The organism is Nocardiopsis quinghaiensis, from assembly GCF_008638365.1.
Taxonomy (GTDB): Bacteria; Actinomycetota; Actinomycetes; order Streptosporangiales; family Streptosporangiaceae; genus Nocardiopsis; species Nocardiopsis quinghaiensis.
The window spans coordinates 192,442-217,750 of the sequence record NZ_VWVU01000006.1; the positions used below are offsets into that span (position 1 = coordinate 192,442).

Here is a 25,309-nt window from a genome sequence, read left to right on the forward strand (position 1 = left end):
CGTCGCCCGCGAGGGGCGGGGGCGGTCCGCTCCCGGACCGCCCGGCCGCCGGCGGCCGTTCACCCGGGGAGGGCGCCCGGCCACCGGGACGGCGGGGTTACTGGCAGGCCTCGCACTCGGGGTCGTCGATCGAGCAGGCCTGGTCGTCGACGACCTCGAACTCGTCCTCCTCCGCGGCGCTCGCGCCGCCGGTGCCGGGCGCCGGGTTCGGGCTCGGGGACGGTGCGGGCGAGGCGGCGGGGCCGGCCGCCGGGGTGGCGGCGACCGCGTTGAGGCGGCCGTCGGTGCCCTTGAGCGTGCTCTTCTCCACGTGCGTGGCGCTCTGCGAACGCAGGTAGTAGGTGGTCTTGAGGCCGGAGCGCCACGCACGGCGGTACAGGGAGTCGAGCTTCCTGCCGCTGGGCGCCGCCATGTACAGGTTCAGCGACTGGGCCTGGTCGATCCACTTCTGGCGGCGCGAACCGGCGTCCACCAGCCACTCCGGATCGATCTCGAACGCGGTGGCGTACAGGGCCTTGAGGTCGTCCGGGACGCGGTCGACGGCGCCGAGGCTGCCGTCGTGCATCTTCAGCGCGGAGACCATGTCGTCGTCCCACAGCCCGCGCGCCTTGAGGTCGCGCACCAGGTAGGGGTTGACCACGGTGAAGTCGCCGGACATGTTCGACTTGACGTACAGGTTGCGGTAGACCGGCTCGATCGACTGGCCCACACCGGTGATGTTGGCGATGGTCGCGGTCGGGGCGATCGCCATCACGTTGGAGTTGCGCATGCCGGTGGCCCTGACGCGCTCGCGCAGCGAGTCCCAGTCCAGGGTCTCGCCCCGGTCCATGTCCAGGTCGCCGTCGCGCGCCTCGGCCAGCAGCCGCAGCGAGTCGATCGGCAGCACGCCCCGGCTCCACAGCGAGCCCTCGAAGCTCTCGTAGGCGCCGCGCTCGGAGGCCAGCTCCATGGAGGCCTCGATGGCGTAGTAGCTGATCAGCTCCATGCTCTCGTCGGCGAACGTCACCGCGCCCTCGGAGGCGAAGGGCGTGCGCAGCTTGAACAGGGCGTCCTGGAAGCCCATCAGGCCCAGGCCCACGGGGCGGTGGCGCATGTTCGCGCGGCGCGCCTCGGGGATCGTGTAGAAGTTCACGTCGATGACGTTGTCGAGCATGCGCACGGCGGTGCGGACGGTGCCGCGCAGGCGCTCGGCGTCCAGGCCGTCCGGGCCCACGTGCTGGGCCAGGTTGACCGAGCCCAGGTTGCAGACCGCGACCTCGTCGGCGCTGGTGTTCAGCGTGATCTCGGTGCACAGGTTGGAGGAGTGCACCACGCCCACGTGCTGCTGCGGAGAGCGCAGGTTGGCCGGGTCCTTGAAGGCGATCCACGGGTGCCCGGTCTCGAACAGCATGGTGAGCATGCGCCGCCACAGGTCGACGGCCGGGATCTTCTTGGAGACCTTGATCCGCCCGGCCTCGGCCTCGGCCTCGTAGCGGGCGTAGGCCTCGGCGAACTCGGCGCCGTACTTGTCGTGCAGCTCGGGGACCTCGTCCGGCGAGAACAGGGTCCAGGTGCCGCCCTGCTCCACGCGCTTCATGAACAGGTCCGGAACCCAGTTCGCGGTGTTCATGTCGTGGGTGCGGCGGCGCTCGTCACCGGTGTTCTTGCGGAGGTCGAGGAACTCCTCGATGTCGATGTGCCAGGTCTCCAGGTAGGCGCAGACCGCGCCCTTGCGCTTTCCTCCCTGATTCACTGCCACGGCGGTGTCGTTGGCGATCTTCAGGAACGGGACGACGCCCTGGCTCTTGCCGTTGGTCCCGCGGATGTGCGAGCCCAGACCGCGCACCGGGGTCCAGTCGTTGCCGAGGCCGCCGGAGTACTTGGACAGCATCGCGTTGTTGCTGATGCCGTGGAAGATGGCGTGCAGGTCGTCGCCGACGGTGGTGAGGAAGCAGGAGGACAGCTGGGCCCGCACGGTGCCCGAGTTGAACAGGGTGGGCGTGGAGGCCATGAAGTCGAACGAGGACAGCAGCTCGTAGAACTCGATGGCGCGGGCCTCGCGGTCGTCCTCGTTGAGGGCCAGGCCCATGGCCACGCGCATGAAGAACGCCTGCGGCAGCTCGTAGCGGACCTCGTCGCTGTGCAGGAAGTAGCGGTCGTAGAGGGTCTGGATACCGAGGAAGGTGAACTGCTCGTCGCGCTCGGGACGCAGCGCGGCGCCCAGGCGGTCCAGGTCGAACCCGGCCAGCGCGGGGTCGAGCTGGCCGAGGTCGATGCCGCGGCTGACGTAGTCGGCGAGGTAGGGGGCGTAGCGCTCGCCCATCTCGGACTGGCTGGCGGCGTCGGGGGAGCCGCTGATGAAGGTGAGTGCCTCGCGGCGCAGCGTGTGCAGCAGCAGGCGGGCGGCCACGTACGAGTAGTCCGGGTCCACCTCCACGAAGCTGCGGGCGGCCATGACCAGGGCCAGCTCCACCTCGGCGTCGGGGATTCCGGGGTAGAAGCCGCGACGGGCCTCGGTGAGGACCTTCTCCGCCGAAACACCGGTGAGCCGCGCGCAGGCCTCGGCCACGACGTGCTCGATCCGGTCGGCGGCGGGGGGACTGCCGTCGTTGTTCGGCGCGGACCGAACGGATGCGGGCACGGCTTCGACGTCAAGGGTCATACAGCGGCTCCAAAACCTCAATAGAAGAGTCCCGGCGGGGAGGGGACCGAGATGCGAGGCGCACGGTACCCACCGGTGGACCGGCGCACCGGGTGCGTACGGTCGTCGACCGGTGGATCGCGGCGGCTCACCCTCGAAGCCCCGTCGTCGGCGCACGCTCACGTGCGCACCGGTGGCAGGTCTTCGGGCTTGTGGAGGTCACCTCTCCGGGATGTCCTCGGGGTTCCCGGCGCCTGTGGCGGCCTCATCTCCACTCACCGCTGCGGGGCAGCCCCGGATTCACACCGGATTCCCTCTTGCCTCACCCCAGGAGGTGAACCACCAGCGGGAGAGATACTACATCTAGGGGATGGAGGGTTGGAACACCGCAAGATAATGGCGTGTCACTGATTTCTCAGGTTCTTCGACGACTGTCGAACACGCGCTCACAGCATGGTATGAGGGACCCGCGCACGCCCGCTCACCGGAGGGATCACGCCTCGTCGGGGACCGTTCGGGGGCGACTCGACACAGCCTAGGTCGTCGCTGGGGCCGCCCGTACCCGCCACTTCCCCGAGGTGTCCCCCCACGCCACGAAAACCCGCCCACGGCGGCTCGGGCACGTCCTCGGAACCTGGCGTACCCGGTCCCACGGCCGCCCCGGCCAGGCCCCGCACGTACGGCCCCGCGCGGACGGCCGGTCCGGGCGTGTCACACGCCCCCCGTGGGCGTCGGAAAGCTCACTCGTCCGTCTCCTCGCCGCGCCGGTCCCGGCGGGGATCACCCCTCGTCGAGCCGCCGGTCCAGGGCGTCCTCGTCCAGCCCCAGGTCGACGCGGATACGGAAGCGGATCCGCAGCAGCTCCATCAGGAGGTCGTGGACGTAGGGCGAGGCGGCCAGGCCGAGGAAGCGGTCCGCGCCGACCGTCGCCCACCGCTCGGCCCCCTCCATGTCGTCGTGGGCGTACAGCGCCTCGGCGACGTGGATGTAGGTCTGCAGGCCCGGGGGGTCCTCCGCCTCCAGGCGCTTGAGGTGGGCGTGGGCCTGTTCGGCCTCGTCCAGGTGCAGCAGGGCCCCGGCGCTGAGCGCGTGCGCGTCGATCACCGTGGGCCCTCCGTCGTCGATCGCCCGCTGGTAGGCCGCGCAGGCGCGTTCGAACTCCTGGGCGATCTCCCACTGCTCTCCCGCGCGCACGAACAGCTCCGCGCGGGAGATCTCGCTTCCGGCGTCGACCCGGTTGGCCAGGTCCAGGAGTTGGGCGGCGACCGGTCCGTGTTCACCCGACCGAACGGCGTGGAATTCCAAACGGTCGAGTTCTGCCGTCGTCACGTGGGTCAACCGCATCGCCCCCATCCCCTACTCGCACTCCCATGCTCAAGGTCAGGGTCTGGCGCGCTCCAGTGCCTGCCAGAACCCCTGGCGCAGTCCGTCCCGAACCTCGTCGCGCAACAGGTGGTCGATCGGCAGCGAGGAGCCCTGAAGCAGGCGCGCCTCCAGGTCGGAGGGCATCCTGGGTCTGCGGGCGAGAACGGCCTCGACCCACAGGGCGGGCGCCTCACGAGCGATCGACTCCGCGAAGTCGTTCCCTTCTCTGTGCGCGACATGCACCGCTTCGTCAACGGTATGCGCGGCGAGATGCGTCTGCTGGGGATATCCAGGACTGGGACGCGGTTCCTGGTAGTCGCCGGTGCTGAACCGGCCGGCGTGCTCGGGACCAGTAGGCGGCGGCCCTCCGTAGGAGGAGACCGCCCCACCGCGGTAGGCGGTGTCAGTTTCCGTACTGGTCCCATAGGTAGGGTTTGCGTCGGACGCACCCCCGAAGCCGGAGTTGTCCCCGGCACCGAACCTTGGGTCCTGTGGTGGTCCGTTTCTCTGTGGTGGTGTGTGCCCCGGCTGCCCGTGCTGCCCTTCCTGGGCGAACGAGCGCTGCGGTCCGGTCTCGTGCGCGAAGGACTGCTGTGGCCCGGTCCCGCCGCTGAAGGGCTGCTGTGACCCGGTCCCGTGCGCGAAGGAGCGCTGCGGCCCGGTCCCGCCGCTGAAGGGCTGCTGTGACCCGGTCCCGTGTGCGAAGGACTGCTGCGGCCCCGTCATGGGCTGTCCCGGTCTCGCCGGCAGCCCGTAACCCGACTGGTCGGTGCCGCGCGGCGACGGGTGTCCACCGGTGTGGGGATATCCCCCCTGACCGTTCGGAGCCGGGTGGCCTCCGGTCATCGAGGCACCGGGATAGGCGCCGTTGCCCCCCACGTTCGGCGGGGGCTGCCCGCCGGAGGGAAACCCGTTGGCGTCGACGGCGCCGTGTTGCTGGCCGTCCGATCCGGATCCGGCCAGGTGGTCGCCGCCGCGCTGCTGGGCGAGGCTCCGGCGCATGGCGCGCAGCTGGTCCATGGCATTGCCCTGGGGGGCGGGCTGCCCGCCGGTCCCGGCGAACATCGCCTCCAGGCCCGCGTCCGAGGAGGCGGCCGGTTCGACCCGGTTCCCACCGGGCTGGGCCGCGACGGGCTGTCTCGGGGTCTCGGGCGCCGAGCGGGCGCGGCCGTTGGCGAACGGCGTGGTGGTCTTGGCCGCCGTCTCCTGGGCGGAGCCGCCGCTGGAGAGCAGGTTGACGTGCGGGCGCAGGTGTCCCGCGCCGATCTCGATGAGGTCGTCGCACTCCCGGCGCAGAGCGCGGGAGATGGTCCAGTTCCCCTCCACGGAGATGTGCACGACGGTGACGCGCACACCCATGTCCTGTACGTCCGCGACGACGGGGGCCATGTCCTCGTCACCGCTGACCAGGACGGCGTCGCACAGGACGCCGGTGCGGGCCAGCGTGGTGAGGTCCCGCTGGACGTAGCTCTCCACGCCCTCGCGGCGTCCCGGCCTTATACGCGCGGCGCGGAACTTGATACCGGGGATGTCGGCGATGCCGTCCTGTTCCTGGGTCCGCCGGTCGTCGGCGACGGCCTCGTACCAGTAGCAGCGGAGGAGCGGCAGACCGGTGCGGTCCCGCGCGACCTCGTTGAGGAACTGGACGAGACCGGTGTAATCCCAGGAGACGGAGTCCCGGTTGCGGGTTCCGTGCACGGCCATCGCGCCGTCCGCGAGAAGGTACCCCGCGTCAACGAACAACGCGCAGCGGTCCACTCACACCGCCCCCCTTCCCTGTTGTCTCTGGGCCATGTCCATGACCGGGGCACAGCCTAGCCAAGTCTGTATGGTTTTGCGTGCCCCTTGCCAACACAGAGAGTCATGGACTTACCACACGAAGACGGTTCTTCCGGGTGATCGTGGACTCACCCTTCGCGGAGGGGTCCCGAAAAAGCCGGGTGGAATCCGGGCCCCGGGTGCGCATGGGAGCTGCCGGGACCACGGTCGCGCTCACTACGGCGTCCTGTTCCGAGAGGGTTCGGATATCCGTTCCCCGGCCGGGTAACGGGTCGAACCGGACCGCGTCCGTGCCGAACGCATGAGGATCCCCCGCGCTCCACGGGCCGAACCGGTGAACGCGTCGCCGGCCTCCCCGTGACCTGCCGGAGCCGTGCCCGGGGGGCGGGGGGCCGCGGTCGGGCCGCCCCCGTCGGCCGCCGGGCCCCGGGCGGGTCCGCCGTGGTCCGGGGCCTCCTCCCCACCGGATGCCTCCTCGTCGGGACCCGTCCCGGGATTGGTGGGCACATCGTTGTCCGACGCACCCGCGCCGCCGTCAGGATTCCCTTCGGTTCCTTCGGCCCCTTCTCCCCCAGCGGTCACACCTTCCTCGGGGAGTGCCTCCGGTCCCGAATCCGGCTGTTCCGTATCTGGGGATTCGGGAGTGTCTGGTGTCCGGCAACGGTCATCGTCGGCGGCGTCGGGAGACACTCCACCGGAGAGCGGGGTCCGGGACCGGAGCGGTGCGAGAGCGATCCCGCCTCCCGTCCCGCCACCCGGCCACGGGCTCAACCGAGGTTGAGCCGTCCTCCGGTGGCGGCGAAGACGGCGCGCCGCCAGGGGGAGGCCGGGATCCGCTTCACGGCGGCGATCCGCTGCTCGTATCCGCCCGGAACGGGGGTGTGTCCGTCGTTCGCCGCCTCGATCCAGGACTCGATCCCCGGGGCCCCCGACACCGCGGACTCCGGCTGTGCGGACTCCGGCTGCGTGAGTCCCGACCGCACGGAGGCGTCCGGGGGGCCGGGGGGTCCTTCCCCGAGCGTGCCCCGGAACTGTTCCGGACGCTTGGTGCCCGTCTGGGGCGCGGCCGTAACACCCTGGGAGCCACGCGGCCCCGGCGTCGGGCCGCCCTCGGGCGCGGCGGGGGAGGGTGCGGCCTCCCCCGCCGCAGGAGCGGGTGTAGGGGAGTTCCGGTGCACCGGGGAGTCCTCGTCCCCCGGATCCTCCTGTCCCTCCCCTTCCTCCTTCTCCTCCCTCTCCTTCCGGGCGCGCCGGTCGGCGCTGAGGACCAGGAAGACGTCCGTCTCCTCGGCGTCGGGGTCGTGTGCGTCCTCCTCGCCCCCCGGGCTGACGGTCGGCGGATCGGCGGGACGCGGCGGGCCGACCTTCCGGGGTCCACGGCTCTGCCCGGAAGCCTCCCGAGGACGTGACGTGTCGGCGGGCGGTGGCGTCCCGAACCACGCACGGGCGGGCGTGCCCCCCTTCCGGCGTTCCGGCGGCGGAGAGGGCTCCTGGCCCCGCGCCGGTTCCTGGGGCGGGGGCTCCGGAGGACGCGCGGGCGGAGCGCCGGGAGGAGGCGCCACGGGAGGGGCGGCCGGCGGAGCAGCCGCCGCACTCGGGTGCGGGGGCACGCCGGAGGCCGGCCCCCGCCACGGCTGCTGCGGCGGCTGCGGCGGCTGGGGTTGCTGCGGCCCCGAGGGCGGTCCGTACCGCCGGGGACGCTGCGGGCCCCGGGGAGGTTCCGGGGGCTGCTGGGGCTGCGGCGCGGGCATGGGTGTGCCGGACAGGAAGGCCTCGGCCACCGAGTCCTGAGCGAAGGCACGCGGCGGCGTGTCCCCGGGCGCCGCCGGGGGCCGCTGCGGCCCCGAGGGCCCCGCCCATGTCGCCTGGTTCGGACCGGTGGGCTCGTGCGGCCCGGGCGGCTCGACGGCGTAGGGGGCCGGAGGGAACGGGCCCTGCCGCGGTGGCCACTCCTCGCCCCGCACACCACCGGGCGGGGTGCCCCGGCCGTGCACCGGCCCTTCGGGAAACCACGCACCGGCCTGCGGGGGCTGCGGGCCGCTGGGCGCGGCGGTCCCCCGCTGTCGGGCGTCCTGCCCACCGGGCGGAGTCCGGCCACCAGCAGGCTGCGGGCCGCTGGGAGCCGCGTACCCCTGCGGACCGGGCTGGGGCGGTGCGCCCGCCCCCGGCTGCCGGAGGGGTCGCCGACCGCCGGGAGGGGTTCCCCGGTCGGGCTGCTCCGCCTCCCGGGAGGAGTCCTCCTCCGGGTCGGGTCGCTGGTGCTGGTCCATGGCCTACTCCCCTCCTTCCGCACGTGCTCGCCCGGCCCCGTCGACGGCCCGGTCCAGGGCCTCGGCGGCCACCAGTTGCACGGTCCGGTGGGTGGCCTCGCCGATCAGCCGCGGACACACGGCCGTCCCCTGGGCCAGATGCCGGTCGTACGGCAGGACGATCACGCCCGCGCCGCTCTCGGAGATGATGCGGACGGTACGCGCCACGTCCAGTTCCGGGTCCTCGCGCCGCCGCTCGTGGAAGAGGACCACCACGGTCCGCCCCGCCTCCTCCTGTCGTCCGTCCCGGACCAGTCCGTCCAACTCCCGGCCGACCCTCAGTGCGGCGTCCCGGGTCGCGCGGACCACCCGCACCCGGGCGTGCGTCCCCTCACCGACGGCCTCCACGAAGGAACCTCCCGACTCCCCCGCCACCAGGGTCACCCCGAAGAAGCGGGAGATCGGCAGCAGCCCGGACATGTAGGTCCCCGCGCCGTCCGAGGCGGCCCGCACCGTCCACAGGCGCGCGGTGACCTCGCCGAGGCTGTCGCGTACCGAGTCGAAGGAGGCGGCGTCCACCCCGGCGAGGTCGCCGGCCCCGTCGGCACCGAGCCGCTCGGCCAGCGACGGCCCCCGGGCGGTGGCGTCCACGGCCAGCACCCGGTCGTGGCGGAAGTGGGCCAGGGAACGGGCGACCAGGGCGGTCACCACCGCGGCGTCGGCGCCCGATCCCAGGTCGTCCACGACGATCCGACGGCCGGTCGCGGTGGGGCGCTGCAACCGCGTCCCCAACGCGATGGCCTCGGCGACCCCGTCCACCGGCCGGAACGGCCGCAGGACGGCGCGCCCGACCCGGCGCACCCAGCCATCGCCGGGAACCGGTCGGGAGCCGTCCGGGCTCGCGGAGGTCGGCGCGGGCGCGGCCTCGGTCTGGGAAGTGTTCATCGTCCCCCGCTCAGAAGGTCGTGAGGAGCCGCTGGAAAGTACCGAACGCACCGATCGCCAGGGGTACCAGCACGACGACGGCGATCGCCTCGAACCGGCTGGTGACACCGCGCAGCCGCGCACGCACGTGCTCGGGCTGCTCGATGGACAGCACCACCGCCGGAACGGCCGCGACCGCCACCGCGACCCCCAGCGCGGGCCACACACCCCACGCCACGGCGTTCGCCCAGGAGAACAGGAAGGCCACCAGCACCACCAGGCTCGCGGCGACGAGTACCGTCTTCTGCGCGATCAGCGGGAACAGCCGGGCCCGGCTGGCCACCACGAGCGCCAGCACCACCGACAGCCCCGCCGTCCACCAGTCGAAGCGGGTGGCCAGGCCGATCCCCGCGGTGGCCGCGGCGACCCCCACCGCCACCGTGGCGATCACCAGGCTCCGGTGGGCTCCCGCCACCGAGGTGAGCACGTCGCCCCGGGCCACCGCCTCTCCTGAGCTGCGCCGGTCGTCCAGGACCGCCAGTCCCGAGAACATCAGGGCCAGCCGCAGCAGCAGGCTCAGCAGGATCACGCAGGCCACCGCCATGATGGCGGCGACCTGGTACGTGGGCAGGCCCAGCGCCGCACCCACCGACCACACGGCGGCCAGGGCGAGCCCGACGCCGCCGCCGGTCAGCCCGCCCCGGCCCAGGTTCGAGGTGAGGCCGAGCAGCAGGACCAGTCCGGCGACCAGGGCGGCGCCGCCGCCCCAGCGGACCCACTCGGGCCAGCCGAGGTGATCGCAGGCCAGCCACAGCGCCAGCCCGCCGACCGCGGTGCCGCTGATCGCCAGCGCCGTGCCCAGGGGTTCCCGCCAGGCCGGTCCGATCACCGCGCCCGTCGCCACGAGCACGGCGGCGACCACGGCCAGCCCGACGAGGCCGCCGGTCCCCGAGAAGTACCCCTGCACGATCCAGCCCGCGCCCAGGGTGAGGGCGACCAGCGACCCCGTGGCGGTCCACCGTGCCGCGTCCGGTGACCAGCGCCCCTGGTGGTCGTCCAGAGCCATGGAAACCGCTTCGGGAACCTCGTGCACCACCGGGGCGGGCACCGGGTCCTCCGCACGGACCAGCCGCAGCACGGCGCCGTCGGCGACCTGGCGGTCCGTGAGTGTGGTGTCGCCGTCCAGAACGATCCCGGATGCGGTCACCAGGTGCCGCAGCCTGGCCGGATTCTCCACCCGGTCACCGAGGAGGTCGAGCACCTCCGGCATGAGAGCGCCCACGGGTTCGCCCGCGGGCAGGACCGCGTCGACCCTGCGCTCCTCGCCGACGAGCGTCACCCGGCTCCAAGCGGTCATTGCCTTCCAATCGTCGCTGCTGCGTCTGCCGGTGGCGGGGGCCACCGCTGTCGGGCCCGGGCACCTCGCCCCCGGGCCGCCTCGGGCGCTCCCTAGCCGGGCACGTCGTTCACGGCGATGCGCTCCAGGTAGCCGTGGCCGATCAGCCAGCGGACGGTCGGAGTCGGGGGAACCTCGCTGAACCCGGCCGTGTCGAGGATGAAGCGGACGCCCCCGCCGGGGTGGTCCTCGTGCGCGGGAGCGCTGGTGGCGCTCACCTGGAAGGGGTGGATGACCCGGTAGCGGTGGTAGAGGTCCTCGCCGTCGGGACCGGTGCGGGCGTGGTCGGGCAGGCCGCGTTCCTCGAAGGGGGTGCCGTCGGGGAACAGGTAGCGGCCACTCTCCTGGCCGAAGGCGTCCACGACGTCGCCGACCTCCAGACCGTGCAGGTAGGAGCCGCCGCTGCGCTCCTCCAGGTTCTCGCGCACCTCGGTGCCCAGCTCCGCCACGGCCTCGGCGGTCTCCCCCTCCTCGGCCTGGGTGAGGACGGTCGGCTCGGGCTCGGTGGTGGCCAACTCCTGGAAGAGCCAGCGGGCCGCCTGGTCCTCGGTGGTGAACTCCGTGCCGGGACGGCCCTGGTCGAAGTCGATGACGGCCGCGGCCAGATAGCCATCGGCGTCCTGGGTGAGCAGGTAGTAGCTGTCGATGGTCCCGGGTGCGGGACGGGACTCTCCGGGCAGCACGTACAGGCTCTCTGGGACCCCCGCCGCGTCCAGTTCCCCTCGCAGGTCCTCGAACGTGACCTGGGAGCCGACCCAGTCACCGGGGATGGGCGGGACGGCGTTGCCCGCCGGGCCGGACTGCGCCTGCTCCTGCTCGACCCGCTGGGTGCTGAGCTGGTTGCTGACGAAGGACCAGCCGACGGTACCGCCGCAGATGACCGCGGCGAGGCAGGCGCTGATCGCCACCTTGCCGAAGTTCTCGTCCAGACGGCGCCTGGTGCGCTGGCCGCCGAAGAGCACCGCCTCGCGCAGACGCTGCCGGCGCACGGCGACGGACTCCAGCAGCTGACTGTCGTAGTCGCGTGCCAACCGTGCTCCTCACTGCCTCTCGTGGTGTCGTCCGTCCCGCCCGGGACCGGTCAGATGTTCTGGACCGCGGCGTTGGCGCGGCTCAGGGCCTCCTGCGCGGTGGAGTCGTTGGTCTCCAGCGTCTCGCGCACGAGCCGGATGATCTCGCGGACCTCGTTACCGGCGTTGTGCCACTTGAGCTCCTTGGAGCTGTACTCCTCGGAGACGCCGGTGGCCTCGAACTCGGCCATGGCCTGGCTGACGTCCGTGTCGTGCTCGCCGATCAGCGTTTCGAGGCGGTTCGTGATCGTGTTGATGTTGCCCTGGGCCTCCTGGGAGGCGCCGACGTCGTAGGCGTTGTTGCTCACGGGTGCTCCTTACCGGGGGTCAGCGGAACTTGGCGGCGTCGAAGTTGGCCGAGCCCATCCTCTGGTTGGCGTCGTCGGCCATGGTCTCGGCACCGGTGCTGAAGGCGCTGTTCATGCCCGTCTGGCCTTCCTGGATGGACCCGAGACCCGCGCGGAGGTCCGCGGCGATGCCGTCGGCCCGCGCCTTGAAGGAGTCGAACGCGGCCTTGCCCGCGCCGTCGAACTTGCCGGCCAGGGGTTCCGCCGCCTGGACGAGCTGCTGGATGAGGCTGCTCAGCTCGTCACCGGTGGTTCCGGTGTTCTGGGACAGGGCGTTCAGGGTGTTGCTACCGATTTCCCAACGTGACAACTGTTCACCTGCTTTCCGGGGGTCCTCGCGAGGCCGTCGCCTCCCGCAGGGGAGGATGCACGCGGAGTGTTCATGGTTCGGAGGGGGCCGCGGCCGGGCAACGGACTCGATTCCGCCGATAGGGAGGATCTGCATCATACAAGTGGCCTCCGACGGAGAAACAGGCACGATCCGCGCCGGTGGGCGACGGGACGCGGGACCGCCGGGGGCACCCTGGCAGGACCGGAGCACGTGGCCGGATCCGGCCACGGCGGGTACGCCGTCCCTCCCCGTTTCCCGGGCGAGCGCGCCGTGTCCTCCGTCCGCGGTTCGGTGGGGTCTCCCCTCCGGCGACACCCACGGGGGAGCCCTCGTGAGCCACGACGCGGTCGCCCCGCGCGCCCCGCGGACCGGCCTCACCGACGACCTGCCGACCGACCTCACCGACGGCTCCGCCGCCCACCGTGCTCCATGAGGACCGCCTCCCCTGACGTGGGGATATCCGACGCATCGCGACAGAACCAACACGTTCCGCTGACCGTCGCACCTGACGACACCCCCGCTCGGCGTGTGGGCCGGCCGTAACGGAAAGTCCCTTTGACACCGACTTCGATAGGGTTTTCCCGCACTCCAGCGTCGTCCCCCGCGTCCCTCGTCTTCCCGCCCCCTGCGCCGAGAGGAAAGCCGATGAGCCTTCGCGTCGTGCACCGGCCGACACGAACCGTGCATCCCACTCCGGCCCAGGAACCCCACGAGGTGGAGGCCCCGCCGACCCTCCCCGACGGCAAGGCGCAGGGCAATCCCCTGATGACCATCCTGCCGATGGTCGGCATGATGGCGTCGATGACCATCATGATGGTCATGCGCAACCCGGCGTTCATAGCGCTGGGCGGCGTCATCCTGGTCGTGGCCCTCCTCGCCGCCCTGGCCATGCTCTTCTCGCGGCGCGGCCAGGTCGGTCGGCAGCGCCGCAACCAGCGCGACCTCTACCTGCAGTACCTGGAGGAGCTGCGCGAGGAGCTCACCGGCTGGGAACAGCGCACCCGCGCCCACGCCCGCCTGCTCGACCCGCCCCCCGAGGCCCTGTACGACATCGTCCGCGACCCCACCCGGCTGTGGGAGCGCCGCCGCAGGCACCGCGACTTCCTGCGGGTGCGCGTGGGCACCGGCCTGACCGAGGGCCGCCCCCTCCGGCTCGCCGAGCAGGGCACCGCTCTGACCCCCACCGACCCGTTCATGCTCTCCGAGGCGCAGGCCGCCATCCGCCGGTTCGCGTCGGTCCCCGAGATGCCGCTCACCCTGCCCCTGGACATGGCCGGGAACGTCAGCGTCATCGGCGAACGCGAGGACGTGATGCGCCTGGTGCGCGCCATGGCCGTCCAGTTCGGGGCCTTCCACGCCCCCGAGGACGCCGGGATCGCCGTGTCCTACCCCGCCGAGAACACCGACGACTGGTCGTGGCTGCCCTGGTTCCCCCAGGTCCTGGACCCGCAGCGGCGCGAGGGTGGCGCCGCCGTCCGCCTGATCGCCCCCGACCCCGCCAAGCTGGGAGGGCTGCTCGCCGACGAACTGCGCTCGCGCACCGACTTCGCCTCCGAGGTCCGCCGTGGCATGGGCAAACGCGAGGCCTACCGGATGATGCGTCGGCTGCTGGTCGTCCACGACACACACGGTGGTGTGGCCGCCGAACTCGTACGCCCCGACGACGCCGTGGGCCCCGCCGACCTGGGCGTCACCGTGCTGCACCTGGTGTCCCGGCAGATCGACGAACCCGGCGACGTGAACGTGCGTGTCACGGTCAGCGGCGACCGGGTCCGCGTCGAGGAGTTGCGCGGCGCCGACCCGGTGGTGACCACCGGCACCGTGGACGACGTCTCCGCCGCCACCCTCACCGGCCTGGCCCGCATGCTGGCCCCGCTGCGCCTGTCCCCCGAGTCGGTCGAGGAGACAGCGCAGGAGGGCGGCAGCGTCGACTTCCCCGCGATGATGGGCGTACAGGACCCCGGCGCGATGGACGTGCAGCGGCTGTGGGCGCCGCGCAGCGAACGGGCGTTCCTGCGGGTGCCCGTCGGCGTGGACGACATGGGCCGACCCGTGATCCTGGACCTCAAGGAGTCCGCGCAGCTGGGTATGGGACCGCACGGCCTGTGCGTGGGCGCCACCGGCTCCGGCAAGAGCGAGATGCTGCGCACCCTCGTGCTGGCGCTGGCCGCCTCCCACCCTCCCGAGCGGGTGAGCATGGTCCTGGTCGACTACAAGGGCGGCGCCACGTTCGCCCCGTTCGAGGACATGCCGCACGTGGCCGGGGTGATCACCAACCTGGAGGACGACGCCGCGCTGATCGAGCGCGTGTACGCGAGCCTGTCCGGCGAGGTGCAGCGCCGACAGCAGGTCCTGCGCGACGCCGGGAACGTGGCCAACATCGGCGACTACACCTACAAGCGCGAGCACGACCCGAGCCTGCCGCCGCTGCCGCACCTGCTGGTGATCATCGACGAGTTCGGCGAACTGCTGACCGCCCGCCCCGACTTCATCGAACTGTTCCTGTCCATCGGCCGGATCGGCCGCAGCATCGGCGTGCACCTGCTGCTGTCCAGCCAGCGCATCGAGGGCGGCAAGCTGCGCGGCCTGGACACCTACCTTTCCTACCGGCTGGGCCTGCGCACCTTCTCCGAGGAGGAGAGCCGCACGGTCCTCAACACCCCGGACGCCTTCCACCTGCCGTCCCTGCCGGGGTTCGGCTACCTGAAGGTGGACACCAGCGTCTACCAGCGCTTCAAGGCGGGGTACGTGTCCGGTCCCTACCGCGGCCCCGTGGCCGAGGAGGAGCCCTCCGACGGCACTCCCTCGGTGCGGTTGTACACCGCCTACAACAGCGACGCGGAGCAGACCGAGGGCGCGGCGGCCGAGCCCTCCGGCGAGGACGTGCCCATGCCCTCCCGCACGATGGGGCCGACCCTGCTGGACGTGATGGTGGGCCAGTTCGGCCGCCACGGGGAGCGGACACGCGAGATCTGGCTGCCGCCGCTGCCCTCCGGGACCACCCTGGACCAGGTGGCGGGCGAGCCGGAGGAGAGCGGTCTCGGGCTGCGGCTGCCCGGCACGCACGAACCGATGCGGATCCCGCTGGGTCTGCTGGACGACGCCGCCAAGCAGTGGCAGGGCGTGTGGAGACTCGACCTGACCGCCTCCGGCGGCCACGCGGCGGTCATCGGCGGCCCGCAGAGCGGCAAGACGACCCTGCTGCGCACGCTGGTGCTGTCGCTGGCCCTCACGCACACCCCGGAACAGGTGGCCGTGTACTGCCTGGACCTGATGGGCGGCGGCCTGCAGTCGCTGTCCGTGCTGCCGCACGTGGGCGGGGTGGCGGCGCGCAACGACTCCGAGCGGGTGCGCCGCACCGTCGAGGAGCTCCGGGGGATGCTCGAACACCGGCAGGAGGTGTTCCGCGAGCGCGGGATCGACTCGGTCTCCCAGCTGCGCCGGATGCACGCCCGCGGCGAGGTCCCCGAGCTGGCCAGCGCCGACGTGGTGTTCTGCGTGGACGGCTTCGGCGCGCTGCGCAAGGACTTCGAGGACATCGACCCGATAGTCACCGAGCTGCTGCAGCGCGGCGGCGGGTTCGGCGTCCACGTGGTGGCGGGAATGCTGCGCTGGAACGACGTGCGCATCGCCGCCCAGTCCAACTTCGGGCAGAAGGTGGAGCTGCATCTGAACGACTCGTCGGACTCCACGATCGACCGCAAGCTGTCGGAGACGATCAGCGCGAAGACCCCCGGCCGGATCCTCACCGACGCCAAGCTGTTCGGCCAGGTGGCGCTGCCCCGGATCGACGGGGTGGCCGACAGCGACAATCTGGGCGAGACCGTGGAGAAGGCCGTGCGATCGGTGGACCGGGCCTGGAGGGGCAAGCGAGCCCCGGAGGTGCGGATCCTGCCGCACCGGCTGTCGGCCCGCACCCTGCCCACGGCGGAGTCGGAGCCCGGGGCCGTGCCGATCGGCGTGGACGAGCGCGCCCTGGAGCCGGTGCTGCTCGACCTGTTCGAACGCGACCAGAACCTGTTGGTCATGGGAGACGGGGAGTGCGGCAAGACCAACCTGCTGCGGCTGGTCGCCGAGGGATTGGTGGAACGGTACTCCTCGGACGAGGTCGTGTTCGCGGTGATGGACCCGCGCCGGACCCTGCGCAACGTGGTGCCCGACGAGTACATGGGCGGGTACGCGAGCAGTCCGCGCGTGTGCGCGGGGCTGGCGGGCGGTGTGGCCAAGGAGGTGGAGGAGCGCCTGCCCGAGGACGGGGACGTCGACTCCCTGGAACCGGGATCGTTCAAGGGCCCGCGCATCGTGGTGCTCGCGGACGACTACGACGTGCTCACCACGGCGGGCCAGAAGCCGCTGGCGCCCTTCGTGCCGTTCGTGCCCAACGGCCGCGACATCGGCGTTCACTTCGTGGTGGCGCGCCGGGTGGCCGGTGCGGGGCGCGGCATGTACGACCCTCTGGTGCAGGCCATGCGCGAGATCGGCACGAGCGCCCTGGTGATGTCCGGAGACCGCAGCGAGGGCCAGCTGCTGCCCCGGGTGTACGCGGCCAACCAGCCCGCCGGACGCGGCAAGTGGGTGACCCGCGGCGGCTCCCCGCGCCTGGTCCAGACCGCGCTGCGCGAGCCCCGTGACGAGGGGGAGTGACCGGTCCGCGGAAGGTACCGGCCCGGACGGACGAAGCCCTCCGCGGACCGGCGCCCCGGCAGACCACCTCCGTCTCCGCGGCGTCGGACCGTACGTGTGCCGGGAACCGTCCCCGCCCCTCCGTACTCTGACGCCGTCGCACACGGCACGTCCCCGACGACACCGAGGAGCACCATGCAGCCCCCGTCCCAGCCCTTCGAGCAGGGCGACCAGCCACGCTTCGCGCCTCCGCCACCCCCGGCCCAGCCCGGTTGGCAGTATCCGACCGCCCGGCCGGAGGGCCATCCCGGAATGCAGCCGGGATTTCCGCCCCCTCCGGCCCCCGCCCACCCCGCGCCTTCCCAGGGCTTTTCCCACCAGCCCCCTTACGCCCACGGGCACCAGGGGTACTATCCCCCTCCGCAGAACTGGCTTCCTCCGGTGCTCACCGACCCCGGGCGTTGGAGTCCGCACCACCCCGAGGTCGGACGCGCCGAGATGGGTGTGCGCTTCGTCGCCCGGTTCGTCGACACGTTCGCCGTGGGTTGTCTCTGGTACGCGATGATGCTGCTGGGAACCCTCGTCAGCGTGGCCATAGGCGGCGGCGACATGGACGGCGGGCCCGGTGAGATCGCCTTCATGGTGACCGCCGTCTTCAACTTCTTCCTGCTGGCCATCGTGTTGGAATGGCTCCAGGTCCGTCTGTGGGGACGGTCGGTCGGCAAGATCATGATGGGGCTGTGGGTGGTGCGCTCCGACGGCAGCGGAAGGGTGAAGGCCGGCCGTGCGTTCGTGCGGGCCCTGCTCTACGCGCCGGGCGTGAACCCGGTCAACCTGCTCCTGCCCTGGTCACTCACCAACGTCCTGTGGCCCCTGCGCGACAAGACACTGCGGCAGTGCCTCCACGACAAGGCGGCGGGGACCGTGGTCGTCCAGGTCCGCAGGTAGGGGCGTGAACGGTACGAGGGGCCTGGCCTCGGGGCCGGTCCGGGTGGTTCCACCGCATGGACGTCAGGTTCCCCCTCTTGCTAGCTTCGCGATATGACGCGATTCGTGGGTTTCCTCATCGGCGCGGGTTTCGGTCTGGCCTTCGTCCTCGCCAACTCCGGCCCGCCGCTCGATCCCACCGTCGCCCTCGTGCTGCGAATCCTCGCGGTCGCGGCGCTCCTCGCGGTCATCGCGCTGGTCGTGGCCCTCGCCCGGAGGTCCGGAGCGGGCCCCGGCACCGGTTCCGCCGCGGAACCCGTCCGGGACGGGCCGCGGATGCGGTTCGGCCCCTTCTACGGCGTGGTCGTGGCCCTGGAGTTCGTCCTGCTGTTCGGCGGCGTCCAGGTGCTGCGCGCCCTGGACGCGCCCATGCAGGCCAACGTCGCCTGGATCGCCCTCGTCGTCGGACTGCACTTCTTCCCGCTCGCCCGGTACTGGCGTGCCCGCTCGATCCTGGGCGTCGCCGTCTACATGACGGTGCTCGGCGCCGTCGGCCTGGCGATGGCGTTCACCGGGTATCCGGAATGGGTGCCCCTGGTCAGCGGCGTGGTCCCCGGGCTCGGCATGCTGGCCGGCGTCCTGGTCTCACTCGCCCTCACGAACAGAGCCGCCGGCGCCTCCGCCGACACGTCACCGGCGCGCTCGGCGTAGGCGCTCGGCGCCGCCGTGTCGCGCGCTCCACGAGCGTGGTGCTCAGGTCCTACCCCGCAGGTCCACCAGCAGCTCGGCCAGGGCCCCGGACGCCTCCTCCGGAACCGCCTCGCGCACGCTCCAGCCGCGCAGCCCGGCCAGGCGCGCCACGTGGCGCAGGCCGGGGTCGGTGAGCAGGTAGCCGCACGGGGCGTCCGGCCAGTCGGAGGCCATCGGCAGCGACTCGGTCCGGTAGCCGGGCGGCTCGTCCGCGGGCGCCGGCCCAGGATCCGCATTCCCGGGACTCTGGGACTTCGCGATGTCCACGCGGGTGGGACTGCCCGGCTGGGGCAGGAAGGCGTCCACCAGCACATAGCCGAACACCGGCCGGTGCGCCGACCGCTGGGCGGCGCCGACCGCGCCCAGCAGCGGGCCGGCGCCGCCCTCGGCCACGAGCGCGGTCGGGGCGTCGTGCGCGACGAGGCGGTTGATCTCCAGGCTGGCGCGGGCGATGTAGCGGGCCGCGTGCGGCGGGTGCTCGTCACCGCCCACCTCGGGGTGGACGGGGGTGAGGCCGTGGCCGGGCAGCCGGTCGGCCAGGGCGGGCAGCCGCGTGGGGGCGCCGAGGGTCGGGGGGAGCAGGACGGCGATCACGCGGAGCCTCCCCGCGTCTCCTCGCGCACCCACTCCAGGTAGGAGGAGCCGCCTCCGGTGACGGGCACGGCGACGACCTCGGGGACGTCGTAGGGATGGACGCCGTTGATGTGCGCGGTGAGGTCGTCCAGCCGGTCGGCGGCGGTCTTGATCACCACCGTCCACTCCTCGTCGGCCTGGATCCGGTCCTCCCAGCGGTAGAAGCTGGTGATCGGCCCGCTCACCTGGGCACAGGCCGCCAGGCGGTGTTCGACCACCGACCGCGCCACCCGTTCGGCGCCGTCCCTGCTGTCGACGGTGGTCTCGACCCGAACGGTGTTCGCGGACTGTGGCATGGCCGTCCCTCCGACCGGGTGCCGCGGTGCCTTCCGTACCACCCGGTGTTCTAGGCTCACTGATCATGAGCGAACGTGATGAACTCCTGCGTCAGATCAACGATAAGGCGGTCGTGCGGGGGAAGGTGACCCTGTCCTCGGGCATGGAGGCCGACTACTACGTCGACCTGCGCCGGGTCACCCTGGACGGGGAGGCCGCGCCGCTGGTCGGCTCGGTCATGTTGGACAACGTCGCGGACCTGGAGTTCGACGCGGTGGGCGGTCTGACGCTGGGGGCGGACCCGGTGGCCACCGCCATGCTGCACGCCGCGCACGCGCGCGGACGCAGGCTCGACGCCTTCGTGGTGCGCAAGGCGGGCAAGGCGCACGGCCTGCAGAAGCGGATCGAGGGCGCCGACGTGCGGGGGCGGCGCGTCCTGGCCCTGGAGGACACCTCGACCACGGGCGGCTCGGTGCTGACCGCGGTGGAGGCGTTGCGCGAGGCGGGCGCCGAGGTGGTGGCGGTCGCGCTGATCCTGGACCGGGGAGCGCGCGGGCGGATCGCCGAGGAGGGGCTGGAGTACCGGGCGGTGTACGGGGTGTCCGACCTGGACGTCTAGGGGGTCCGAGCACCGGGCGGCCGGTCCGCGGACCGGTCGGCGGTGGCCTCCTCCCGACGGCTCCACCACGGCAGAGGGCACCTGGGCGATGGCGGGCCCGCTGGCTCCGTCACCGCCGGCGGTCGCCGCGTGCCGTCCGGTGTCCGGACGTCGTCTAGCCGTCTATCGTGAAGCTGTGATCGGCGCTCTCGTCGGAGATGTCGCGCTGCTCGCCGTTGACGAAGACCTCGACGGCGGAGGGGTCACCGATGGTGACCTCCAAGCCCTCGTCGGCCTGGTTGTAGTTGACCGATTGGCCCTGGCTCATGTTCTGGTCCATCAGGACGTCGCCACCGGGAACACGGACGAAGACCTCGCTGGACTCACCGATGACACGGATGTACAGGACACCCATGTTCTCCGGCTCCTCACCCTCCGACGCGGTTCCGGAGGCGTTGGCACTCACGTCGGTGCTGGGGAGCGATCGGTACAAGAAGAATCCGCCGAGGGCCAAGAGCGTCACCAAGAGCAAGACGGCCCCGACGATGGCCATCACCTGGCCAACGCCGCGAGGATCATTCCTATGCCTTCCCACGGCGTTGAATGTAGCGCGTATCACGGCAAAAAGCGACAGCAGTCGCCTGGAAGCCCAGGACTCCCCACAATTCGTCCGTGAAGAGGACAGAGGGTTCACACCCCGTCGCTCCGGGTCCACGAAGCCGGGAGCCCCCGCCCCGGCGGCCGTGTCCGCGCCGACAAGGCCGGACAATCTGGTCTAGACCTTTTCAAGGGCTCCGGGTATTCGGGATACTTGGGTGACACCTGGTGGACACGTCCGGACGCACGGCCCCCGAGGGCCACCCCCCAGAGTCCGGTCCCCACCGGGGCAACGCACGTGGGGTGCCGTCGGCCCAGGTCCGGCGGCCGCTCGCTCCAGGCCGAATCCAGGGAGAGTCAAGCATGCCCATCGCCAGCCCCGAGGTCTACACCGAGATGCTGAGCCGCGCGAAGTCCGAGGGCTTCGCCTACCCGGCGATCAACGTGACCTCCAGCCAGACTCTGCACGCCGCCCTACGCGGTTTCGCCGAGGCCGAAAGCGACGGCATCGTCCAGATTTCCACCGGTGGCGCGGAGTTCCTGTCCGGTGCCACCGTCAAGGACATGGTCACCGGCTCGGTCGCCTTCGCGGAGTTCGCCCGCGTGGTGGCCGACAAGTACCCGGTGAACATCGCCCTCCACACCGACCACTGCCCGAAGAACAAGCTCGACGGCTTCGTCCGCCCGCTGCTGGAGATCTCCAAGGAGCGTGTGGCCAAGGGCCAGGAGCCGCTGTTCCAGTCCCACATGTGGGACGGCTCGGCCGTGGAGCTGGAGGAGAACCTCCAGATCGCCGAGGAGCTGCTGGCCGCGTCCAAGGCCGCCCGCACGATCCTGGAGATCGAGGTCGGCGTCGTCGGCGGCGAGGAGGACGGCATCGTCGGCGAGATCAACGAGAAGCTGTACACCACGCCGAACGACGCCCTGCGCACCGCCGAGGTGCTGGGCCTGGGCGAGAAGGGCTACTACATGACGGCCCTGACCTTCGGTAACGTGCACGGCTCCTACAAGCCCGGCTTCGTGAAGCTGCGCCCGGAGGTGCTCAAGAACGCCCAGGAGGCCGTCGCCGAGAAGCACGGTCGGGCCAAGGCGTTCGACTTCGTGTTCCACGGTGGCTCCGGCTCCACCATGGAGGAGATCCACGAGGCCATCGAGTACGGCGTGGTGAAGATGAACGTCGACACCGACACGCAGTACGCGTACACCCGTCCCGTGGTCGACCACATCATGAAGAACTACGACGGCGTGCTGAAGATCGACGGGGAGATCGGCAACAAGAAGGTCTACGACCCGCGCGCCTACGGCAAGGTCGCCGAGGCCGGCATGGCCGCCCGCGTGGTGGAGGCCGCCCAGCACCTGAAGTCCGCTGGCAACAAGATGAAGTAGTCGTACTCCCACCGCGGTCCGCGGTCGGTGCCCGGCGGCCTCGGCCGCCGGGCACCTCGTTTTCCCCGGACGCCTTGTCCCACCGGCCGGGCCGCCGCGCCGACACATCTTGCTTACAAATCACCTCGAAGCACCAGAAATCATATTCTCCTCTTTTCCACAGCTTCCACAACCCCGCTTCCTGGGCGGGCGCGCGGGAATTACCCTGAAAGTCCACACCCCATCGGAGTGGAATGAGGAGAATTGAAAGACAAGAATAGTGCTGTCCGAATCCTCGCGGCCTGGGTACTCGCCGCGGGTGCCGTACTCGTCGGCGCGTCGACGGCCGGAACGGCCTGGGCCGGGAGCGAAACCGTGGCCGAACGCTCGTCCTACGTGTGCGGCCTCGGCGCCAACACCCCCTTCACCTCCGGTAACGCGATCTCCGGAACCGGCTCCCGCACGGGGTGCGCCGGTACCGTGACCCTCACCGTCCAGGTACGCAAGCACCGCCCCGCATGGCCCGACAAGGTCGTGGCCGAGGCCAGTCGCAGCGGTTTCGGAAACAGCAGCTTCGCGGCCAACGGAAAGTGCGACGGCAACGGCACCTATTTCACCGAGGCGCGGAGCTCCACCGGAAACAAACTGTCCTCAGGGCGCGCCAACCGATGCTGACCACAACAGAACACACGCATCCCCGTGGGAATGCGACGGGTGGGAACAGGCGGGGCCATGCACATCACCGCTGAGGACCTGGACTTCGGCTACCCCGGCCGGAGAAAGGTGCTGGACGGTCTCACCTGGACCGTGGAGCCCGGTGTCACCGGGCTCCTCGGCCCCAACGGCTCGGGCAAGACCACGTTCCTCTCGCTCGTCGTGACGCTGCTCCCGGTGCGGAGGGGACGCCTCCTCCTCGGCGGCCACGACCTGTCCACCGCGGTCGGCCGCTCCGGGGCCCGGCGGGCGCTGGGGTTCGTCCCCCAGCGCTTCGCCCTGGCCGGGGAGCTGACCGTGACGGACACGGTCGCCTACGCCGCGTGGGTGCACGGGCTGGCCAGGCGCGAGTGCGGGCGTGCGGCCGAGCGGGCGCTGGACCTGGTCGGCCTGGGCGAGCTCGCCGACCTGCGCACACGCACCCTGTCCGGAGGGCAGCGCCAGCGGGTCGGCATCGCCGCAGCGCTGGCCCACGATCCCCGGGTCCTGGTCCTGGACGAACCCACCGCGGGACTCGACCCCGGGCAACGGCTGCGGGTCCGGGAGGTCGTCGCACGGCTGGGACAGGACCGGACCGTCCTGGTCTCGACCCATCTGATCGAGGACGTCGCGCACCTGTGCACCACGGTCGGTGTCCTCGCGGGCGGGCGGATCGAGTTCCACGGCACCTTCCCCGAACTGGAGGCGCTGATCGAGGACAGCTCCGGCGGAAGCGCCTACGGCTCCGGGTTCGAGCGGGCCTACGACCGGTTGATCGAACGGATCGGGGAGCGCGCGTGAGTCCTTCGGCGGCACGGTTGCGTGCCTCGCCCCTCTTCTGGCCGCTGCCGCCGGTCCTCGTCCTGGTCCCGGCGGGCCTGATCCTCGCCATGACCCTCGCGGGAACGTGGGGCCAGCTCGGTTGGCGGGCCCTGGACTGGGTGTACCTCTCCTCGCAGGTGGGCGCCCAGGCCCGGCTGCCGGCCGTGGTGGCGGCCGGGGCCGCCGCCCTGGTGGCCGGCCGGTTCACCCGTAGATCCCTGGTGTTCGCCCAGCCCTGGCAGCCGCGTGTGGAGCGGGACGTTCCCCTGCGCCACGCGGTGGTGGTCGTGGGCTGGTGCCTGGGGGCCTATCTGGTGGGCCTGCTCCCCCTGACGGGCGCCGTCGCCACGCGAGGCGCGGGGTCGCCGGATGCCGCCGCGGTCGCGGGCGCCCTGGCGGGGTTCGTGTCCCTCACCCTGCTGGGCTATCTGTGCGGTGTCGTGGCACGCGGCCTTCTCGCCGTGCCCGTCGCGGTCGGCACGGTCTTCCTTCTCACCAGCCTGGTCTTCGTCTCGGACTCCTGGACCGCGCTGTCGCTCCGACTGCCCTTCGACCCCTTCCTGGGCATGCGCGAGGCCGCCGCCCTGGGCCCGTACCGGCTGGGGTTCTTCCTGCTGCTGACGGTCGCGGTCGCCTGGACGGTCCTCTGGCTGCTGCGGACCCCGAGACGGTTCTCGGCCGTCCACGGGGTGGCCGTCGCCGCCGTCGCCGTGACCATGGTCCTGCCGCACCTGCGTCCGTTCCCGCTCGTGACCCGGGCTCCGGGGCCCGCGGTCTGCGATGAGCGCGGGGGTGTCCGCTACTGCGTGCACGAGGGGCACGCGGAGGAACTCACCGCGGTCACCGGCCTGGCCGCTCCGGTGTTCGACGCCTACGGGCCGACTGACGCCCTCCCCCGGGAGGTCCGCGACCAGAGCCTGTCCCGCGGTGACGAGGAGGTGCTCGACGGACCCGGTCAGGACGTGCTCTGGCTGCCCGTCTACCCCGGCTGGGATCCGTACCAGCAGGTGCCCGCGGCCGCGGCCGAGTGGGTGGCACCCGACGTGGACCGGTGCGGTTCCGGGAGCGTGGCCAGCCTGGACCACAACGCCGAGCCGGAGGAGCGCCGGGCCGCCGTCGTCTACGGCCTGAAGGCGTGGCTGGCCTCGCAGGCCTTCGAGGGGGATGCCTACGGTAACGACCTGTTCGCCGACGCCGACCCCGAGCAGGTCCGCGCGTGGATCCGGCAGGACCGGGAGCGCCTGGTGTCGTGTGAGGTGGATCCCGAGGAGCTGCCATGGCGAACGTGATCCTGCGGCCCTCGCTGCTGCCGGTGCTCGGCGCGCTGGCCGCCGCCGCCGTGGCGGCGGTCTTCGGTATGGCCGCGCTGGGGATCGTGGTGCCGGTTGCGGTGTTCGACTGGCCCAACGAGGAGCAGCGGATCCCCGTCGCGGAACTGCTGTGCGTGTGCGCGGCCATGGCGGGTGCCTGGGCCAACCGTCCCCGGCTGTGGGTGTGGGAGCGTCTGGGCGGTACGCGGACCCGCGTGCGTGCGGCCGCGGTGGCCGCGATCGGCGTGGTCATGCCGGTGGCGGCGGGGTCCGCCGTCCTGGTCGTCTCTCCCCCTGCGGAGAACACGTGGCTGCTGGTGACCAACATCCTGCTGGCGGCCTCCGCCGTGTACCTGCTGGCTCCCTTCGTGGGCGCGGTGCCGTCGGGTCTGGCGGTACTGGCGGGGATCTTCCTGGGTGCCGCGGCCTGCAACATGGTTCCGGGACTGAACCGGGTGAGCCCGTACGCGTACGCGGGGAGCGACGGGTGGATCGCCCCGGACCTCCTGCCCGGCGGAGCGGTGCCCGCCCTGGCCGTGGGCACGGCGGCGGCCGCACTGGGGGTGCACGCGGTGACGCGCGGCTCGACGGCTCGGACCCACCAGCGCGGGGAGGAGCCGGAGTGAGCCGGGCA

The 25,309-nt window shown here is 72.0% G+C and carries 21 protein-coding genes and 1 riboswitch; of the genes, 9 read left to right on the forward strand and 12 right to left on the reverse strand.

What is annotated here, in order from left to right:
• Positions 1–97: 97 nt before the first annotated feature.
• The 9 genes from FYX01_RS14815 to FYX01_RS14850 all read right to left on the reverse strand — a co-directional run bounded on the left by FYX01_RS14815 (position 98) and on the right by FYX01_RS14850 (position 12,060).
• A complete protein-coding gene (locus tag FYX01_RS14815; RefSeq protein ID WP_150241679.1) occupies positions 98–2,641 on the reverse strand; it encodes a ribonucleoside-diphosphate reductase subunit alpha in 2,544 nt (847 codons plus the stop codon).
• Between the two features lie 157 nt (positions 2,642–2,798).
• A riboswitch (cobalamin riboswitch) is annotated at positions 2,799–2,979 on the reverse strand.
• Positions 2,980–3,400: 421 nt separating this feature from the next.
• On the reverse strand, positions 3,401–3,973 hold the full coding sequence (locus FYX01_RS14820; RefSeq protein WP_150241681.1) for a hypothetical protein: 573 nt from the start codon (positions 3,971–3,973) through the stop codon (positions 3,401–3,403).
• Between the two features lie 27 nt (positions 3,974–4,000).
• Complete coding sequence (locus tag FYX01_RS14825) at positions 4,001–5,743, reverse strand: NYN domain-containing protein (RefSeq protein ID WP_150241683.1); 1,743 nt, start codon at positions 5,741–5,743, stop codon at positions 4,001–4,003.
• Between the two features lie 788 nt (positions 5,744–6,531).
• Positions 6,532–6,699 (reverse strand): hypothetical protein, encoded by a 168-nt coding sequence (locus FYX01_RS26185; RefSeq protein WP_223830468.1) that lies wholly within the window; start codon positions 6,697–6,699, stop codon positions 6,532–6,534.
• Between the two features lie 1,338 nt (positions 6,700–8,037).
• A complete protein-coding gene (locus FYX01_RS14830; protein WP_150241685.1) occupies positions 8,038–8,958 on the reverse strand; it encodes an ATPase in 921 nt (306 codons plus the stop codon).
• A 10-nt stretch (positions 8,959–8,968) separates the two neighbouring features.
• On the reverse strand, positions 8,969–10,294 hold the full coding sequence (gene eccD / locus FYX01_RS14835; protein ID WP_150241687.1) for a type VII secretion integral membrane protein EccD: 1,326 nt from the start codon (positions 10,292–10,294) through the stop codon (positions 8,969–8,971).
• A gap of 92 nt (positions 10,295–10,386) precedes the next feature.
• Positions 10,387–11,364 carry a TNT domain-containing protein gene (locus tag FYX01_RS14840; RefSeq protein ID WP_150241689.1) on the reverse strand — a complete coding sequence of 326 codons (978 nt, stop codon included), beginning with the start codon at positions 11,362–11,364 and terminating at the stop codon, positions 10,387–10,389.
• A gap of 50 nt (positions 11,365–11,414) precedes the next feature.
• Positions 11,415–11,711 carry a pore-forming ESAT-6 family protein gene (locus FYX01_RS14845; RefSeq protein WP_150241692.1) on the reverse strand — a complete coding sequence of 99 codons (297 nt, stop codon included), beginning with the start codon at positions 11,709–11,711 and terminating at the stop codon, positions 11,415–11,417.
• Positions 11,712–11,730: 19 nt separating this feature from the next.
• Positions 11,731–12,060, reverse strand: a complete 330-nt coding sequence (locus tag FYX01_RS14850) for a hypothetical protein (RefSeq protein ID WP_150241694.1) — start codon at positions 12,058–12,060, stop codon at positions 11,731–11,733.
• Positions 12,061–12,726: 666 nt separating this feature from the next.
• Here FYX01_RS14850 and eccCa point away from each other — a divergent pair.
• The 3 genes from eccCa (at position 12,727) to FYX01_RS14865 (ending at position 18,342) form a co-directional block, all read left to right on the forward strand.
• Entirely contained in the window at positions 12,727–16,725 is a 3,999-nt protein-coding gene (eccCa, locus tag FYX01_RS14855) for a type VII secretion protein EccCa (RefSeq protein WP_150241696.1), read from the forward strand.
• A 420-nt stretch (positions 16,726–17,145) separates the two neighbouring features.
• Positions 17,146–17,652, forward strand: coding sequence for an RDD family protein (locus tag FYX01_RS14860; protein WP_223830469.1), 507 nt, complete (start codon positions 17,146–17,148; stop codon positions 17,650–17,652).
• 93 nt (positions 17,653–17,745) lie between these two features.
• Positions 17,746–18,342 (forward strand): hypothetical protein, encoded by a 597-nt coding sequence (locus tag FYX01_RS14865; RefSeq protein ID WP_150241701.1) that lies wholly within the window; start codon positions 17,746–17,748, stop codon positions 18,340–18,342.
• Between the two features lie 42 nt (positions 18,343–18,384).
• Here the strand turns inward: FYX01_RS14865 and FYX01_RS14870 are convergent, their stop codons facing one another.
• Positions 18,385–18,975 (reverse strand): hypothetical protein, encoded by a 591-nt coding sequence (locus tag FYX01_RS14870; RefSeq protein WP_150241703.1) that lies wholly within the window; start codon positions 18,973–18,975, stop codon positions 18,385–18,387.
• Positions 18,972–19,310 carry a divalent-cation tolerance protein CutA gene (gene cutA / locus FYX01_RS14875; RefSeq protein ID WP_150241705.1) on the reverse strand — a complete coding sequence of 113 codons (339 nt, stop codon included), beginning with the start codon at positions 19,308–19,310 and terminating at the stop codon, positions 18,972–18,974. The genes FYX01_RS14870 and cutA overlap by 4 nt, the downstream gene beginning before the upstream one ends.
• A gap of 65 nt (positions 19,311–19,375) precedes the next feature.
• Here cutA and pyrE point away from each other — a divergent pair, with 65 nt between their 5' ends.
• The gene (gene pyrE, locus FYX01_RS14880) at positions 19,376–19,909 is read left to right on the forward strand and encodes an orotate phosphoribosyltransferase (protein WP_150241707.1); all 534 of its coding nucleotides are present in this window, start codon (positions 19,376–19,378) and stop codon (positions 19,907–19,909) included.
• A 154-nt stretch (positions 19,910–20,063) separates the two neighbouring features.
• On the opposite strand, the gene FYX01_RS14885 is transcribed toward pyrE, so the two are convergent.
• Positions 20,064–20,441, reverse strand: a complete 378-nt coding sequence (locus FYX01_RS14885; protein ID WP_150241710.1) for a RodZ domain-containing protein — start codon at positions 20,439–20,441, stop codon at positions 20,064–20,066.
• A 407-nt stretch (positions 20,442–20,848) separates the two neighbouring features.
• Between FYX01_RS14885 and fbaA the strand changes: the two genes are divergently transcribed.
• The 5 genes from fbaA to FYX01_RS14910 all read left to right on the forward strand — a co-directional run bounded on the left by fbaA (position 20,849) and on the right by FYX01_RS14910 (position 25,301).
• Positions 20,849–21,871 (forward strand): class II fructose-bisphosphate aldolase, encoded by a 1,023-nt coding sequence (gene fbaA, locus FYX01_RS14890; protein WP_150241712.1) that lies wholly within the window; start codon positions 20,849–20,851, stop codon positions 21,869–21,871.
• A 243-nt stretch (positions 21,872–22,114) separates the two neighbouring features.
• Complete coding sequence (locus FYX01_RS14895) at positions 22,115–22,525, forward strand: hypothetical protein (protein WP_150241714.1); 411 nt, start codon at positions 22,115–22,117, stop codon at positions 22,523–22,525.
• A gap of 57 nt (positions 22,526–22,582) precedes the next feature.
• Positions 22,583–23,344: an ABC transporter ATP-binding protein gene (locus FYX01_RS14900; RefSeq protein ID WP_150241716.1), complete on the forward strand. Its 762-nt coding sequence runs from the start codon at positions 22,583–22,585 to the stop codon at positions 23,342–23,344.
• On the forward strand, positions 23,341–24,654 hold the full coding sequence (locus FYX01_RS14905; protein ID WP_223830470.1) for an ABC transporter permease: 1,314 nt from the start codon (positions 23,341–23,343) through the stop codon (positions 24,652–24,654). The genes FYX01_RS14900 and FYX01_RS14905 overlap by 4 nt, the downstream gene beginning before the upstream one ends.
• A complete protein-coding gene (locus FYX01_RS14910; protein ID WP_150241718.1) occupies positions 24,642–25,301 on the forward strand; it encodes a hypothetical protein in 660 nt (219 codons plus the stop codon). Before FYX01_RS14905 ends, FYX01_RS14910 begins: the two co-directional genes overlap by 13 nt.
• Positions 25,302–25,309: the final 8 nt, after the last annotated feature.